Here is a 17,235-nt window from a genome sequence, read left to right as displayed (position 1 = left end):
AAGCGTTTTCTATGTCTGTTTGAAAAGGCAGGACTTGCGTCCCGCCCTCGGAGTAATCTATTATAGCAAAGCCTTAAATTGAATATTTGAGTCTTCTAAGAAGCAATCGTCAAAGCCACGTGGATGATGGTACTCAATGCGGTCTTTGTCAAGTGGATAAGTGTACTTGCCACCAACTTCCCAGATGAATGGATGGAAATCGTATTGCAAGCGTTCCTTACGCATTTTCCAGAGCTGCAAGATTTCATCTGTTGACGCCATGAAGTTAGACCAGATGTCATAGTGAACAGGGATAATCACCTTAGCACGCAAGTTTTCTGCCATACGAAGAAGGTCAATCGATGTCATCTTGTCTTGGATACCGATTGGGTTGTCACCGTAGTTGTTGATAGCAACGTCGATGTTGAAGTCACGACCGTGTTTTGCAAAGTAGTTTGAGAAGTGGGAGTCTGCACCGTGGTAGATGGTTCCACCTGGTGTTTCAAAGACATAGTTGACTGCCTTGCGAGCCATGAGTTCATCTGTCACAGGAAGTCCTGCTAGTTTGCCACCGTTTTCTTCGTAGCCTTCGATTGGAAGAGTTACCAAACAAGTACGGTCGAAGGATTCTACAGCGTGGACCTTGATGTCTTTGAACTCAAAGCTATCGCCTGGTGCGATACGGATGATACGGTCAGCTGGAACGCCCCATTTTTCCCAGATGTCGCCACTTTCAACTGGACCGACAAATTTGACGTGGTCCAACTTTGGATTGTTGATGATGGCAGCGGCTGTGCTGATATCCATGTGGTCACTGTGGACGTGCGATACTAGGTAGTAGTCCAATTCATTGATGGCAAATGGGTCGATAACCATTGGCTGCACACGCAAGTTTGGTTGCAATTTGCGCACACCGGCCATGTTAGCCATTTGGTGTCCCCAAACCATATCTTTCACTTTTTTAGTGGATTTCCCACGTGATGACCAAAGGTCCATGACCACGTTCGCACCACCTGGTGTCTTAATCCAAACACCACAGTTTCCAAGCCACCACATAGCAAAGTTGCCTTCTGGCACTACTTCTTCTTCAATTTCTTCATTGAGCCAAGTTCCCCATTCTGGGAAGGTTGAAAGAATCCAGGATTCTCTTGTAATATCTTGAACTTTAGCCATTTTTCATTCCTCCTATAAGGCTGATTGTGTTTCTATGCTTCTAGTATATGCGCAAAAGGTCACAAAAAAAAGACCAAATAAAACACAGGCTTGTGTTCACATTTGGACTTTTGCACGTAGATGGCTAATACAAATCTGTTTCCAGATCGGAACTAGCTAAGCTTGCCAATAATTCATTGGCAATCAGATTTTGCAAACGCTGCTTCAATTCCAAGGCTTCCTGGCCATTTTCAACATATGACGCTAGGAGTTTGTCCAATTCCATAGCAAAACCTTTTTGACTGTCTGTCAGACTGCGGTATTTGGCAAAATGAATCAAACGCAGGACATCATCAAAATCCAGAATCGGATGCACCTGAATCACAGGCAAATCCGTATCCGTCACTTCATTGGTCGAAATCAAGAAGTCCACCTCCAACAGGTCTTCCACGCTCTTAAATTGCTCTGTTGTAAAGACGGCAGAGATGGTTTTTTCAGGTAGGTGGTGCTGGCATTGTTTCATCAACAATTTCTGCACAGAAACTCCCTCATCACAGATAAGAAAGACAGTCGGACTGGTCAGCTTTCGACTACTGCTTCGACGAAGGGCTCCACCCAAATGCACCGTGAGATAAGCAATATCCTCATCTGTCAACTGGATTTGCCAAGCCTCTTCCAAGATATGGCTAGAAGATTTTGTCAATCGAAAAAGAGTATCATACTTGTAGCGAATTTGATCAACCAAAGGATTGCGCGATAAGATCCCATAGGTTTTTCGAAATAGCATGGCCTTGCAGTGAGCCAGCAAATCATGGGCTAGCTCCTCTTTTTTCTCCAATTCAAAATCTGAATGCAACTCAAAATGACGGATAAAGGCATCGACCACCTTCTTCAAATCCGCAAAATCCTGGCTAGTAACATGGGCATCCCGATCCTTTCGATAAGATAAGAGCAAGACGGCGATTAGCGACACCTCTATCTCGTCTAAATCAAGACCAAACTGCTCTTCTAGGGACTGGCTAATTTTTTGAGCAACACCGTACTCAATCCGTTCATAGACCAAGGCGAATTCACGGACAATCGCATCCTTTTCCTCTTGCTCCAAACTCATATTGCGATAAGTTAGCAACATATAGGGTAGAATCTTGAGCATCAGTTCAATTTCAGAACGATTGATTTTCTTACCAAGATCTTTTTCAATACCATATACCTGGTGGGACAAAAACTGGGCCAAATCTTTTGAAAAAAGGGACTGGCAACCACTGAAAAGACTAACCTTGTCTTCCAAAATGCTGACAAAACTCTTGCTCGCTTCTGTGAACAAACTATAGAGTAGAGAGTGGATATACTGGATTTTTGTCAAGGGATGACAGGCCAGATCGTACCCTTGTGACTTAGAAACATAGAGGGTCATCTGATACTGTTCCTTACTCAATCGACTACGGATTTCATTTAGATCATTGAGAACGGTATTTCGTGAAACCTCTGTCAGATCCATCAATTTTTCCAAGGTAATTCGTTCGTGTGCAATACATATATAAAGGAGCATCAACTGCATCCGCTCATCCATATTCATAATATAGCTATAGGAATCAATGGAATCTAAGAGTTGACGACAGGCTTGCTTTTGCTCTTCGGACAAACGGATTCCGATCCGAGGTAGACTTTCGATTGGCTCAACATGGTCTGGAAAGGCAGCATTGATTTTTTCTAAATGATAATAGATTTTTCTACGCGATTGTTGCAATTCCTTGGAAATAGCCATAATGGTTTCTGGCTCTTGGATACCAATCAAATGACGCAATAAGGCACAACTGCTTTTATCTAGTAACACCGTTTTTCCCTCCTCTCTTTCTATCTTAACATATTTATAATATAGATTCTAACAATTATATAAATATGTAGCGTTTTTTATCTGTCAATAGATGCTCTTGATAATCTCCACCCGTGTAATCAAATCTCCATGCATATTGTCAATCCGTAGTGCTACATTTTTCAGATAGACGCAGGCACCGATGGCAATGGTTTTTTCTTCTTCATTGAGTTTGCGGGTCACAAATTCACGCAGGGTTTCACTGCCTTCACTAGGAATTTTTACCCGTGCAATGATGTTGGCAACCTTAACCTTCTGACTGGCCCGCATGATGATATTATTAGAGTCATCAAACTGGGTAAAAAGGTACTTTCTCACAGCAAATAAGATAGCAACCGACGCAATACCAATCAGGTAATCCATGCTGGAACCATGTTCCACAATCAGTTGACGAGCAATAGCAACCAAGAGCACCTCGATGACAGTACTAGGGGATTGTTTGCAGAGCATTTTGATGAATTCGACCCCGACTGCCAAGGTCATGGCCTTGCTTAAAAAACTCTGGATAAAGTTATCCGCTTGAATACCACCCGTCAGTGAACCAACTAAATCCGCCAACAACAAACCTGACAGTGCTAGGAGGGCTAATCCTAAAATGGCTGATAAAATCAATTCTAGATAGTAGGCAACCTCTGTCAGACTATCTTGTAAAAACTTTCTCATGTCCTCTCCTTTCAAAAAAAGAAGAATGAGGAGAGCTCTTTTCTCATTCTTCTAATCGTTCTTGGCTAGAAACAAAGCTTAGTGTTCATCACCTTTTTGTCCGTAGTAAGCATTTGGACCGTGCTTACGGAGATAGTGCTTATCCATGATGTAGCTTGGTGCTGGTTCCACCCGTGGATTGATTTGCTCTGTGTAGCGGTTCATCCTAGCCACCTCCTCTAAGACAACGCTATGGTAAACTGCCTGAGCAGGATCCTTGCCCCAAGTAAATGGCCCATGGTTTCGGACAACAATACCCGGAACAGCAACTGGGTCAATGCCTCGACGTTTAAATTCCTCGATGATGACTGAGCCTGTTTCTTTTTCATAGGCAGAATTCACTTCCTCAGCCGTCAAAGAACGGGCACATGGTACCGGACCGTAGAAATAGTCTGCGTGCGTTGTTCCATAAAATGGAATGTCGCGACCAGCCTGAGCCCAGCCCACTGCTTCTGTCGAATGTGTATGGACAACGGCGTGTACATTTGGCCAAGCCTTGTAGAGGGCAACGTGAGTCGCCAAGTCAGAAGAAGGATTGAGGTCACCTTCTACCACATTTCCATCCAAGTCCGTCACCACCATGTTTTCTGGTGACAATTTTTCATAATCCACACCAGAAGGCTTGATAACGATGCGACCAAGTTCACGGCAGACTTCTGATACGTTACCCCAGGTGAATTTGACAAGACCGTGGGCAGGTAGAGCGATATTGGCTTCATAGACCCGTTGACGCATTTCCTGTAAATCTTTTGGCATTAGTTCAACCCCGCTTTCTCAATCAATGGATAGAGGAAATCCTGTGCCTCCTTGATAGCTGCACGTGTTTCCTCAACCGTTTCACAATTCTCTGACCACATTTCAATCAAGAATGGACCTTGGTAGTTGGTCTTTTTCAAGACTGCAAACATATTTTCCCAGTCCACACAGCCCTGACCAAATGGTACATCGCGGAATTGACCTTTGGAGCTTTCAGTTACCGCATAGGTATCTTTGAGGTGAAGGGCTGCGATGGAACGGTGTCCCAGGTAAAATTCGCTATAAATGTCATTGTGCCAAGCAGACACGTTTCCAGTATCTGGATAAACAAAAAGATATGGTGAGTCGATTTCTTTTTCAACGGCTAGGTATTTTTCAATAGAGTTGATAAATGGATCATCCATAATCTCGATAGCCAACATGACCTGAGCCTGTTCTGCCCAGTCGCAAGCCTTGCGGAGATTCTTGATGAAACGCTCTCTAGTTTCAGGTGATTTTTCCTCATAGTAAACATCGTAACCAGCCAACTGGATGACACGGACACCCAAGTCCTGAGCCAGTTCGATACACTGTTTCATGGTTTCTAAAGACTTAGCTTCAAGAGCAGGGTCATTAGAGCCAAGCGGATAACGACGGTGACCAGAGAAGCAAATGGTCGGAATGCGGACACCTGTTTCATAGATGGCCTTGACCAAATCCAAACGCTCTTCCTTGGTCCATTCCAAACGAGCCAAACGAGCGTCGCTCTCATCCACCGACATCTCCACAAAGTCGAAACCTAATTCTTTAGCAAACTCCAAACGCTCCTTCCATGTGAAGTGCTTGGGCGTTGCCTTTTCATATATTCCGATTGGTCGTGCCATAGGCCTTACCCCCAGATACGACGGATTTCGTCTTTGAATTCACGCGCTGCAGCTGCTGGATCTGCTGCTTCTGTAATACCGCGACCTGCGATAAAGGTAAAGACATCTACACCCTCGAAGAGTTTGAGGGTATCCACATCCAAACCACCTGTTACAGAAACACGGAAGCCCATGTCAACCAATTTTTTCACTTTATTGAGGTCTTTTTCACCCCAGGTTTCGCCAGCAAGAAGGGCATCACGAGATTGGTGGTAAATCGCTTGGGAAATACCTGCGTCCAACCAGAGTTGAGCCTGTTCATAAGTCCAATCACCGTAGAGTTCGATTTGGATTTCACCCTTGTCGCCACGCACTTCCTTGATAGCCTTCAAAGCAGCTTCCATGGTTGGAATGGTCGCAGAGCAGATACAAGTCATCCAGTCCGCACCACGAACGGCATTGTTTTTAGCCACCGTACCACCAGCATCCGCACACTTGGTATCTGCAACGATAATCTTGTCTGGGAAAAGGCTGCGAAGAACTTCCACCAATTCGCTACCAACTTGGAGCAAGCAAACCGTACCTGCTTCAATCACGTCAACTTCATGACCAACAGACACAGCTGCCTTAATCGCTCCCTGCAAATCTGAGTGATCCAATGCAACCTGTAAATTTGGGATATGTTTTGTCATCTTTTCTTCCTCCTAGCTATCCAAGTCTAAACCTTCTAAATATGGGCTATTTTTTGATTCTTCCACCATTGCCAATACTTCTTCTGGAGTTTTGCAGGCAATCAAACGCTCGATTGAATTTTCCAATTCGAAGAGGGCGATAATCTGCGGAATAGCTACTGAAGTATGGATTTTTGGATCTGTCGCAGCCAAGGTCAAGAGGACGGAAACTTCCTTACCGTCTGAAAAGGCTACTGGTTTTGTCAAGGTAATCAAGGCAAAGGAATCTTTCAAAACACCGACACCAGCCTGGGCATGTGGCATAGCCATACCTGGCATGAGCACATAATAGGGACCATATTCTTCTGTCGATGCAATGATGGCATCATAGTATTCTTCTGTCGCAGCACCACTTTCAATCAAGGGCTCAACAGCCTTGTGAACAGCTTCCTGCCAGGTTTCCGCTGTCAATCCCAAGCGAATGGAATTATTTTCCGTAAATGATTTTTGTAAATTCATAGTTTTTCCCTTCTACACGCTATATGAAAGGGGGAGGGAGACTCCCTACCCCTAACGACTATTTATAGCACTGCTTGTAATTTTGTTTTGATTTCGTTGTCGTCCATGAGGTTATCAAGACCAACCAAATGACCTTTCGTGCGACCTTCCAACTCAGAAATCAAGTGATTTGAAGCAACTACGATATCATATCCTGCCGCTAAACCTTTTGCTTCACCGACTGAGCAAGAAGCTGATTGAAAATCTGTTACGCCAAGTTGACGAAGGGCGTTTTCTACCTTCATCTTGATGACCATAGATGAACCCATGCCGTTTCCACAGGCTGTTAAAACTTTAACCATCTTATTTTCTCCTTGTTTTTTATAAAATATATTTTGTTGTTTTTCTTAATGAACCAAGTAATAAAAGATAAACTGGATGACGATGTTAGTCCGCTTGCGCCTCACCGCGATAGTAAGCTTCCTTATCTTTTGCTTTCGCAAATTGAAGTTGCGGAATAGCCAATAAGAAGAGGCAGACAAGAACATAACCAGCAATACCTAGGTACTTAAATGCAAATCCAAATGGTAACCATGGCACTTCAAAGTCAATGTTTCCGTGGTAACCACCGCTCAATTCAAGCAAGCCGACGCAGACTGCACCAAGGGCAACTTGAAGGACACCTGAGATGAAAGAAAGGATGGCTGCTGCTTTCCAACCACCACGTTTGTCAGCGTAAACTGCGATAGCTGCGTTATCGAAGAATACAGGTACAAAACCAGTGATGATGAGGATTGGGCTCTTGAAGACAATCAAGAGAACGATTGTAATCAACTGACCGATTAAACCGAAAGCAAAACCTGAAAGAACTGCGTTAGATGAACCAAAGCCGTAAGAAGCTGCAACGTCCACCGCTGGGAATGAACCAGGAAGCAATTTGCTTGAGATACCTTGGAAGGCATTTGTCAATTCTGCTACGAACATGCGGACACCTTGCATCAAAATGAAAAGATATACTGAGAAGGTGAAGGCTGTTTGTAAAACATACATGAAGAAATCTTGTTTGGCTGGGTTGTATGGAGCACCTGAAGTGATCACTTCTGGGTTTGCCATGATTTCTGGACCCAAGATGAACAAAATCACACCGAAGAACACAAGCATCAATGTCGCTGAAGCAACAACTGTATCGTGGAAGATGTTGAGGAAGCTAGGTAGCTTCAAGTTATCCAAGTTTTCTTCTTTTTTACCAAGTTTTGGTGCAATCTTATCGACAAACCAGATTGCGAATTGTTGTTGGTGACCGATGGCAAATCCACCGCCACCTGTCAATCGTTGGGTTGGCTCAACTGTCATGTTTGAGCTGACAGCCCAGTAAATACCACAGATGATACCAATCGCTGCTGTACCAAATTGATTGCGAAGAGCCGGGATAAGGAAGAGCACCATCAATGAGACTGTTGCCGCTTGTTGTACCATGATGTGTCCAGTGATGAACAGAGTACGTACTTTGGTAACCTTACGTAGTGCCACCAAGAGGATGTTGACACCGAAACCAATCAAGAGAGCTGTTGTAGCTGCCGATACGAAATCAGGAAACTCTTCAGCAATTTTTCCGTTTGCTGCTGCAAGACCGAAGTAAGGGTCAATAACTGCCGCATCGATTTGGAATTTGTGGTTCAAGGCTGCCAAGATTGGACGGAAGGTTGTTACCAAGCCTCCAGCAGCTACGTTCAAAATCATGTAGCCAACCGTCGCTTTGATAAACCCTGCAAAAACATCATGAGGCTTTTTCTTTAAGAGGGCATAGCCCACCAATACCAAAAGACCTACGAAGAAGGCTGGATTCTGCAGGATATTCTGTGAGAACCAGTTTAATGGGGTTTGAAGGAAATCCATTTTTCATTCTCCTTTTTTGAAATGATTTTTATGGTTTTATTATAAGTTATGTAAGCGGAAACAAAAAGACCAAATAAAGCACAGGCTTGTGTTCACTCTTGGACTATTTACCAAAGTTTCTATTGACTACTTCTAAATCGTAAAATTTAAAAGACGATTTGGTTTCTGCCCACAAAATAAAAAAGAGGTCAAGAACCATAGGGTCCCTAACCTCTTGGGAGGAAAGCATACTATTCTTCTGATTTTTTAGTTCTTCCTTGTGCAGCAACTGTCAAACCAAGTCCAGCAAGTCCGAGACCTAGAAGTGCCAAATCGCTTTGTCGGTCACCTGTAGCTGGTAGACTTTCTTTGGTTGATGTGCTGGTAACCTGTTCAGACACTTGAGCCGTTGGAGTAGAAAGACTTGGTTTCAATACCTCTTGCTTCTCAACTGCGTCTGATTTCGCTACTTCTTTTATCACTTCCTTGCTACCTTTTACCAGAATACGTGCTTCACCATCTACTACTGTTTCTGATAACAAGTTAGTAGCGACCACCTTACCATCAACCAAGACATCTTGATAATTCACAACTTTCTTGCCTGCCTTACCTTCTTGAAGCACATAAGATTGACCTTTTGCAAGAGTTGTATCATAGCGAATTTCCTCTACGATAGGAAGAATTTTTTCCTCTGTACGTTCCTTGGTAGTAAAGTCTAGACTTGGTTTTTCTTCAGCAGTAGGCGCTATATCTGGAACTGCCGTAGTGATGTAAGGCAAGCGAATCACCGTTGCAGTCAAAGGTGCAAGAACAACTGCGCTATCAGTCAATTCGACACCCACTAAATCAGACAATGCTTCTACACCTGCACGCTCACCATCAACCAGTACTTGACCCTGCAGTAAGTCTTTGTAAATATCTGAAAGAACAAAACTACGTTCCTTACTGTCAGCATTGACAAATACTGCATAGCGATCACCATTGCTTGCAATGGTTTGATAGGCAATAACCACATCGTTTGTAGCAATACCATTTTGACCTGGAACTGAAATCAAGCTAACCATTTGATTGACTTGGTCTTTTGTTCCCAAACGGAAGGCATCTGTAGATTTGCGCAAGGCAATCAATCCTTTTGTAAAGGCCTGAGTACGGGTATTCTCTGGATAGAGCGCCTCATCTGTCGCTTTGGTCCAGTCAAACTTGTTGACCGCATCCGATGAATCGTAAGAATCATGAATGTAGTATGGATAGTCAAATGGCGTTCCATCTGCATTGGTCAACAAATGCGCCTTGTTTGGTACCTTGTCCTCTATAACTGGCTCCTTGTAATCAGGATGGCGGAACTGTTTGGTCCGTCCATACTCCTGACCAGAATGGATAAACGGTGTCCCTTGAGCAGTCAAGACTAGCAAATTACCCAAGCGTTGACGTTGGTGAATTTCAGTATAGTTTTCAGCGATTGATGGATCCTTCTTGATGGACTGAGCGATAATATCAAAGAGGGTCAAGTTATCATGCGCAGCAATATACTGGATCACATCACCTGGATCATCTGCCAAGAAGTTGCCTGGTTGTGCCTTGATGTTATTGAAGACAGATTCTACACTCTTAGCACCACCTGTGATAAAGGCTGGCTGACCTTCGTTTGGGTAACCAGATTTAAGTGTGTTGCGAATGTCATCTGAGAATACTGCAACCGTATCTGTTGAACTCATCCAGTCTTGGTCCGCTGGCTGAACAGGCTGATTGGCATCACCTGTAAAGGTTCTCCATCCTTCACCAAGCATAATGATGTTTGGATTGAGTTTTTGAGCCTCAGTAAAGGCCAGCTCAATTGCTGCAGCATCATGGTCCCCCATCATATCGAAGCGGAAACCATCTACCTTAAATTCATCCACAAGATAGGTGATGGAATCAACTAAGACACGACGGCTCATGTAGTGAGTGGTTCCCAGACGACCACCACCAAAGCTTGATTTAGCCGTACCATCTGCCTCCATGAAGTGATAATAGTTTGGCTCTAAGTCTTCAAATAAGAAGGTCTTAGAAGTGTGGTTGTAGACCACATCCAAAATCACACCCATGCCTTGTTTGTGAATTTCATTGACCAGGTTTTTGAATTCCTCGATGCGTTTCAACGGATCTGTTGGGTCTGTAGAATACATACCTGTAAAGGCAAAGTAGCTCTGTGGATCATAGCCCCAGTTGTAGTTGCTGTTGCTAGAAGCGTACTCGCTCATCCGCTCTGCATTTTTCAATTCATTGACATAATAGTAACTCATAACTGGGAGCAGCTGAATATGGGTCACACCCAAGTCTTTAAGGTAGCTGAGTCGCTCTGCAAAGGCCGCAAAGGTACCGAACTGAGCTGTCAATTCATCAGAAATAGCAGGATCTGATGTGAAGTCACGAACATGTGCTTCATAGATAATGGCATCTTCACGCTGATTGAAGTTAGGAATTGTGGCATAGTCCAAGCCACTTGGACCAACTTCTGATGGATCCACAATCGCAGCTTTTGCAATCCGATAAGATGGATCTGTATCTGCCAAATCACTATTCCACTCCGCTAAAGATTTAGCATATGGGTCTAAAACAAGAACAGATTGATCCCCACGAGTGATTTCATAATGGTAGTAGTAACCACGATAGTCCGAAATACCGAGACCTGATTGACTGTTCAATTCGAGGTCCCATTGTCCCTTATCGCCCTTGGTCATGGCCAATTTACCGACCACCTTAGATTGGTCATCCTTATCGTAAAGAACGACTGCCACACTGTCTGCACTTGGAGACCAAAGGGTCATATCAACGACACTGCCTGCTTGACTCACACGCGCACCAAGTTCTCCATCATAAGCATAAAGCTCATCCTTCAACTGCCAGCTCATAGTTGTTGTGAAGCTATCATTGCCATATTTGAGGGTATAGCCCGCATTTTCTTGGTTGAAATCCCCGAGGACTCGCACCTTGTTGCTGGTGGCATCCAAGACAAGGTCCGTCACTGCAACTGTCTGACCATTCTTATCTGTTACAGACAATTTCTCCAAGATGCTATCCTTATCCGCACCTTCCAATGTTGTAAAGGCTGCTTCTAAAGCTGTTAAACTAACGTGAGAAACACCTGTCACACGGACATTATTGACAAAATAAGGGTTGGTGTAAATAGTCGCATCATCATCTTTGAGGAATATTTGTGTCTGATTTTTCAAATCTTTAAAGCTATAATCTTTCTGCTGAATCTTCACATCATCTCCTGACTTGCTTTCATCCAATAGCAAGAATCCAATGGAACTTGGTAAATCTGTCAATTTGACATCAATATAGGCACCGTACTTGCCTTGGTTTTCAAAATCAATACCATTTGGCCAGTCACCCAAGGTAAGGTCAGTCACATCACCCCAGATCCAGAGACCTTTTTGGTCATAATTGCCATCGGTACGGAAGTAATTAATCCGAATATATCCTTCTTTAAGTGGTTGATAGAGGCTGAGTTGATAATTCTCATCAAACCAAGCTTCATTCATCTTGGTGCTAATTCGCTCAATAGTCTTGTCACCTGTGATGTTATCACCAGAAGTGTTATTAATCAACAGACTAATCTTGCTAGCTGTTTCATCTTTCATCTTGATGTCCAGATAATAGCCATAGTCATCCTGCTTAGCAGTACTGAAATTGGTTGCACCCGTTGGCCAAGCACCAACATCTGACGATGGTTTTTCCACATCATCCCATGTCCATAACCCTAGGCTAGATAGATTGTCAGATGGTAAGGTTTTGAAGTGAACACGGAAGTAGCCTGCTTCAATTGGTTCTTCAGTTGCTCCTTGCACACTTGCATTGACGATGTCACCTGCTTCTGTCTGAAGGATCATGGTGCCACCTTGACCGATAGTTGGAAGTTCTACTTGAACGACCCATTTACCATCTTTCTCGATAGCTTGGTAAGATTTTCCTGTGTAGGCATCTGTGACCACTACATCCTTACCAGATACTTCAAGCGCCATTTCCTTGCTCTCGGTATTGGTTGAGAAGACAAGATAGGCAGCTTGATCTTGGTAACTGCGTTTGCTGATAAGCCAACCTTGGCTATCATTTCCAGCAAGGGTGCTTGTATCACCACGTGAGAGCAATGTTGAATTGGCATTACGGAAAGCCAACAATTTTTGGTAATGGTCCTCTATGTCACTTGTCTCTACCTTGCTCCAATCGAAATCGTACCGGTTGTCATAAACTGGCCAGTTGTTTTGTCCAGATTGCCCCAATTCTTCACCGTAGTAGATGACTGGCTGGCCTTTTGCAGTAATCAAGAGACTGGCAGCCAATTTCAGTTTATCCAGATTTCCTTCTTTTTCTGCACCACCGAGACTGTAGAGGAAACCATCTTCGTCATGACTGCCCAAGAATTGACCTAGAGAAGCTGCACTAGTCAGAACCTTGCTACGTTCTTCCAGCTCTTTTCCAGCTGCTTTTAGTTGACCATTGACTAGATATTTGGCAATATCCTTGAAGCCAAAGTCCAACAAGCTATCCATAGTACCGATACCCAAGTCACCCTTGGTATCCTTATAATTCGCTCCCCATGTTTCCCCAATCAAGTGGAAGTCAGGATCTCTATCCACCAATTCATTTCTGAAATGCTGCCAGGTTGTATCATCAACGTGTTTGACTGTATCGACACGGAAAGCATAGATAGAATTGCCCTTGGCAGTTGTTGAACGTTCCAACCAAGATGCCTGCCAAGCAACCAACTGATTTCGAACAGCTGCTTCTTCTGTCTTGAAGTCAGGCAATCCTGCAAGCGAACCGAGCTGGTCATCTCCCTGCTTGTCTTCTTCCTTAGTCCGTACCATACCTGCAAAGGTTTCTTCTGTACCATAGCCAGCATGGTTAAGTACCACGTCAACAACAATGTTTATACCTTTTTCCGCCGCGGCATCAATCAATTCATGGAAATCAGCTAAACTTCCCAAATGCGGATTAAGTTTCTCAAAATTGGATGCCCAATAACCATGGTAAGCATAGTACTCTCCATCTGTTGCGCTACCGACATTCTGTGGAATATTTTCCACAATCGGAGTCAACCAGATAGAGTCCACACCCAGTTCTTTCAAGTAGTCCAGCTTGGCTGTCACTCCTTTGAAGTCACCGCCCTGGTAAAGACCGCGTGGGTTGGAGGCTGTTCCTTCCACTAGCTTGTCATTGCTAGTGTCTCCATTATAGAAACGGTCTGTCATCATGAAGTAGATAACTTGCTCGTCCCAGTCTTTTTCACCTTCTGCCTTGATACGCTCTGTAATGGTTACATCTAGGCTAGTTTCATAGTAGCCGTTGTCCTTGTCATAGACCTTTACAGGAAGACTATATGTACCTGGCGCTGTGCTAGACGTCGCTTTAATGGTCACACGATTGAGCTCAGTAGAGATTGGCACAAGGCCTCCACCGATGGCACTTGTATCGACTTCCATTTTAACAATCTCAGCATTTTCAGGGTTGGTGACAGTTACAGATACCAAGCCACTTTCATTGTAGTTGAATGGTGCTTTTATACTTGCTTCAATGGTTACATTTTTTGTTCCCGGAGTAGCTTTGCTTGTATCAAGTTCTACTTTCTCTTCGATAAAGTATGGATTTGTGTAAACTTTGTCGTCACCGTTTCGAAGGAAAATTTGGCTATGCCGTTTACGGTCAGCAAAGGCTAAATCAATGGTTTTATTGCCTGCTAAGTCTGGATTATTCTGATTGATTAGTAGAAATCCAAGCTTAGAATCTAAACCATTCGAGAGGGGAATGTCAACATAAGCTCCGTATTTGCCAAGTTTAAAATCAACGGCACCTGTTGGCCAGCCATCACTCGCTTCAGTCGTATCGCCCCAAGTCCAAACGCCCCAACCTTCATAATTGTTGTCTTCACGTGTGTAGTTGATACGGAGGACATTTTCATCTTTGAGTGGCTCATAGCTAGAAACAGTATAATCGCTAGCAATCCAAGCCTCATTTTGTTCCGGAACAAGAAGCTCCACTTTTTGGTCCGATTCTGTTATTTTTTCCCCATTCTTGAGAACCAGATAGCCAATCGTTCCTGGTGTCTCAGATTTTTTAATATCAACGTAATGGCCGTAGTCATCTACCTGACTGCTTGAAAAATTCGCTGTATCCGTTGGCCATTGATTACCATCGGACGGCTCTGCCACTCCTCCCCAAGTCCAAAGTCCTTGACTTTCTGGTACTGTTTCATCTACATTTTCAAAGTGCAGACGAATACTGCCTTCTTCGATAGGAGCTTCCTCTGGAGCAACTGCATCGGCTGTTTCTGTTACCGCTGTCGCTTCAGCTACCATAGAATCTGTAGCTTCTATCGCAGTTGTGGTCGCTTCTACCGCGCCGCCATCCTGTTCCGAAAGAATCGTTGAACTAGTTGACGCAGGGAGGACAACTTCCTCTGCCTGCACTAGTTGACCTGCTCCACTTAAAAACAGAGCAGCCGCAATCCCAACAGAGGCTACACCTACATTTAGTTTACGAATGCCAAAAATCTGTTTCTTCTCTAGCATCCCTGTTCGTTTCATATTCTGAACGGATTTCTTTTTCATAGACTCCTCCATATAATACTCAATGAAAATCAAAAACAGACTAGGCGACGCAGATGCAGATAGAACTGAAGTTCATCAAATCAAGTCAACAACGTCTGATTTTGATTTTCGAAGAGTATAAATAAGTTTGAATTGTACACTACCAGTATATACAATTCCAAGGAGTTTTTGCAAACGTTTTCTTGAATGTTAGCGGTAACAAGTTTTAATCTACTATCTAACAAAAATAGAATAAATAGCTCCCCCTTCTTTTGCTCCTAGACCGCCCACTGACCCCAAAAAAGAGACTACTGAGGTGTAGTCTCCCTTTCAATTAACGTCGCCTGACAGTAATGCCCCTGTCTAGCCAGAGGCTTGCCATCCAATATCGTCATTAAATATTTGACGCTAAGAGCCCCCATTTGACGAATCGGCTGCTTCATCGTCGTCAAGGCTGGTCTGGACATCCGATCTAAAAAGAAGCCGTCAAAACCAATCACCCCAACGTCATTCGGAATAGACTTTCCTAGAGCTTGTAAACCTCTTGTAACCCCAAGAGCGAGACGATCCGATGCGCAGATAAAGCAGGTATTTTCTGGTAAATAATCAAGATTTTTCACAAATTCTTCCGCAACACGAGAACGATTTTCCAATCGATAGAGATGAGTTTCTCGGCCCTGCATAGCATCTTTGTAGCCTTCTTCTCTCCCTTTTTCAAAGGCTTCTGGCAAGTCAATCCCTACAAAAACAATCCTCTCATAACCTTTTGATAAAGCAAACTGGGTTGCGGACCTAGTCGCCAAATGATTGTCTGAATCTACAAAAGGAAGACCTTCTTGATTCTCCCCAAATAAAATTAATGGCTTCCGCAGCCCTTTCAACCAAGGGTAGTCATCCTTGCGAGCGCCAGTCACGATGTAACCATCACATTGATCAGTGATCTGACTTGGATTGGTCACCAACTGCAAGGTATAATTTCGATGATTGAGCTCATCAGCGATTCCTGCAAGAAGGTCGATATAGTACGGTTCTACCACATCCATCTTTTCGAGAATGACAGCCTGAACAATCAGTGTCCGTTGCTGGGCCAAGGCCTTGGCCGCCACATTTGGCTTATAGTTTAATTCTTCCATCGCAGCTGTTACGAGCGTCCGCAGCTCTTGTGTAACTTGTTCTGGATGGTTGATGACTCGCGAAACAGTCATCTTTGATACATTGGCTAACCTAGCCACATCGGCTAATGTCGTCATAGAACTCCTCCCTAATTCTATTTCTGTTGCTTATCTTTTAGCAAGCAAACAGTCAAAATTGTGCAAACGTTTTCTTTAGGTTATTATATACTATTTATTACTAAAAAGTAAAGACCTTTCGAATACATTTATCGTCATTTAGTTTTCCTCCTATTACTTCCTTAGCTCCCTTGCCTAACTTCATCTATGCCTGCGGCTATCGCCTCGTGCTAAAAGTACTATCTAAGAATATCCATTCTCTCTAAACAAAAAATACTCCAACCGCTAGACCAATCAATGTCTAACAATTGAAGTATCTTTGTCAAATTCTGTCCATTTTCTGTACGATTATGGAAATGAATGAGATAAATTAATTTGCTTAGCTTACTCAACATCTACCTTTTGAATGCGAGCTAAGAATTGCTTAGTACGTTCTTCTTGTGGACGGTCAAAAATGTCTTCTGGTCGGCCTTCTTCAATAATCTGGCCGCCACCCATAAAAATCACTCGGTCTGCCACTGCACGCGCGAAACCCATCTCGTGCGTCACAACCACCATGGTCATACCTTCTTTTGCCAACTGCATCATGACAGCCAAGACCTCACCGATTAACTCAGGAACCAAGGCCGAGGTTGGCTCATCAAAATAGATGATCTCGGTCTCAGAACGTAGACAAACTCCTAACAATATAAAAAATTGAAGAAGTTTGCGAAAGATAGCAAGTCATTAAACTCTTAGAAACATTTATATTTTTGTATTTCTGAGAGTTTTTTTATTTTCAACATACAGAAAAAAGATTGAAGAAAATTGTCCAAAATGGACTTTTTCTTCAATCTGAGACCTACTCGGTCTTTATATCTCATATTATAGTCGAATGAATTAGCTTTCAGACAGGGAACTGAGGTGCAGGTTGCTAGAACAGCCTATAGGCTGTTCTAGGTTGGAAATAAGACTTGCGATGTAAGTCACTTTCGTTGAGTACGGCAAGCCGAAAGTGACGATGTATCAAAGTTAATTCAAATGACTGATATGTAAAGCCCTTTGTCAAGTAAAAACAATCGAACTGATTAAAAAATGAAAAGTATC

11 protein-coding genes and 1 pseudogene are annotated in these 17,235 nt (G+C 43.4%); all 12 read right to left on the bottom strand.

Going from position 1 to position 17,235, the window contains the following annotated elements:
* Positions 1-60: 60 nt before the first annotated feature.
* Positions 61-1,152: an L-ascorbate 6-phosphate lactonase gene (gene ulaG / locus SST111_RS11540; protein WP_024376139.1), complete on the bottom strand. Its 1,092-nt coding sequence runs from the start codon at positions 1,150-1,152 to the stop codon at positions 61-63.
* Between the two features lie 124 nt (positions 1,153-1,276).
* Positions 1,277-2,965 carry a BglG family transcription antiterminator gene (locus SST111_RS11535; protein WP_099811513.1) on the bottom strand — a complete coding sequence of 563 codons (1,689 nt, stop codon included), beginning with the start codon at positions 2,963-2,965 and terminating at the stop codon, positions 1,277-1,279.
* Between the two features lie 84 nt (positions 2,966-3,049).
* Positions 3,050-3,667, bottom strand: coding sequence for a phosphate-starvation-inducible PsiE family protein (locus SST111_RS11530; RefSeq protein WP_024377632.1), 618 nt, complete (start codon positions 3,665-3,667; stop codon positions 3,050-3,052).
* A gap of 78 nt (positions 3,668-3,745) precedes the next feature.
* Entirely contained in the window at positions 3,746-4,462 is a 717-nt protein-coding gene (locus SST111_RS11525) for an L-ribulose-5-phosphate 4-epimerase (protein WP_024376142.1), read from the bottom strand.
* Positions 4,462-5,325, bottom strand: coding sequence for an L-ribulose-5-phosphate 3-epimerase (locus SST111_RS11520; protein ID WP_029184855.1), 864 nt, complete (start codon positions 5,323-5,325; stop codon positions 4,462-4,464). Before SST111_RS11520 ends, SST111_RS11525 begins: the two co-directional genes overlap by 1 nt.
* 5 nt (positions 5,326-5,330) lie before the next feature.
* Positions 5,331-5,996, bottom strand: a complete 666-nt coding sequence (locus SST111_RS11515) for a 3-keto-L-gulonate-6-phosphate decarboxylase UlaD (protein ID WP_024376144.1) — start codon at positions 5,994-5,996, stop codon at positions 5,331-5,333.
* A 12-nt stretch (positions 5,997-6,008) separates the two neighbouring features.
* Positions 6,009-6,494 carry a PTS sugar transporter subunit IIA gene (locus tag SST111_RS11510; protein ID WP_024377629.1) on the bottom strand — a complete coding sequence of 162 codons (486 nt, stop codon included), beginning with the start codon at positions 6,492-6,494 and terminating at the stop codon, positions 6,009-6,011.
* A 62-nt stretch (positions 6,495-6,556) separates the two neighbouring features.
* Positions 6,557-6,835, bottom strand: a complete 279-nt coding sequence (locus tag SST111_RS11505; protein ID WP_009910950.1) for a PTS sugar transporter subunit IIB — start codon at positions 6,833-6,835, stop codon at positions 6,557-6,559.
* Positions 6,836-6,920: 85 nt separating this feature from the next.
* On the bottom strand, positions 6,921-8,369 hold the full coding sequence (locus tag SST111_RS11500) for a PTS sugar transporter subunit IIC (protein WP_099811511.1): 1,449 nt from the start codon (positions 8,367-8,369) through the stop codon (positions 6,921-6,923).
* 230 nt (positions 8,370-8,599) lie between these two features.
* Positions 8,600-14,941 carry a pullulanase gene (locus SST111_RS11495; protein WP_180274074.1) on the bottom strand — a complete coding sequence of 2,114 codons (6,342 nt, stop codon included), beginning with the start codon at positions 14,939-14,941 and terminating at the stop codon, positions 8,600-8,602.
* Between the two features lie 287 nt (positions 14,942-15,228).
* Entirely contained in the window at positions 15,229-16,170 is a 942-nt protein-coding gene (locus SST111_RS11485) for a LacI family DNA-binding transcriptional regulator (protein ID WP_099811508.1), read from the bottom strand.
* A gap of 363 nt (positions 16,171-16,533) precedes the next feature.
* A pseudogene (locus SST111_RS11480) lies at positions 16,534-16,803 on the bottom strand (amino acid ABC transporter ATP-binding protein); the annotation flags it as partial.
* Between the last annotated feature and the right edge of the window lie 432 nt (positions 16,804-17,235).

Origin of the sequence: Streptococcus suis YS161, from assembly GCF_002760245.1 — a bacterium.
Classification (GTDB): Bacteria; Bacillota; Bacilli; order Lactobacillales; family Streptococcaceae; genus Streptococcus; species Streptococcus suis_I.
This window is presented reverse-complemented; position numbering and strand designations above follow the sequence as displayed.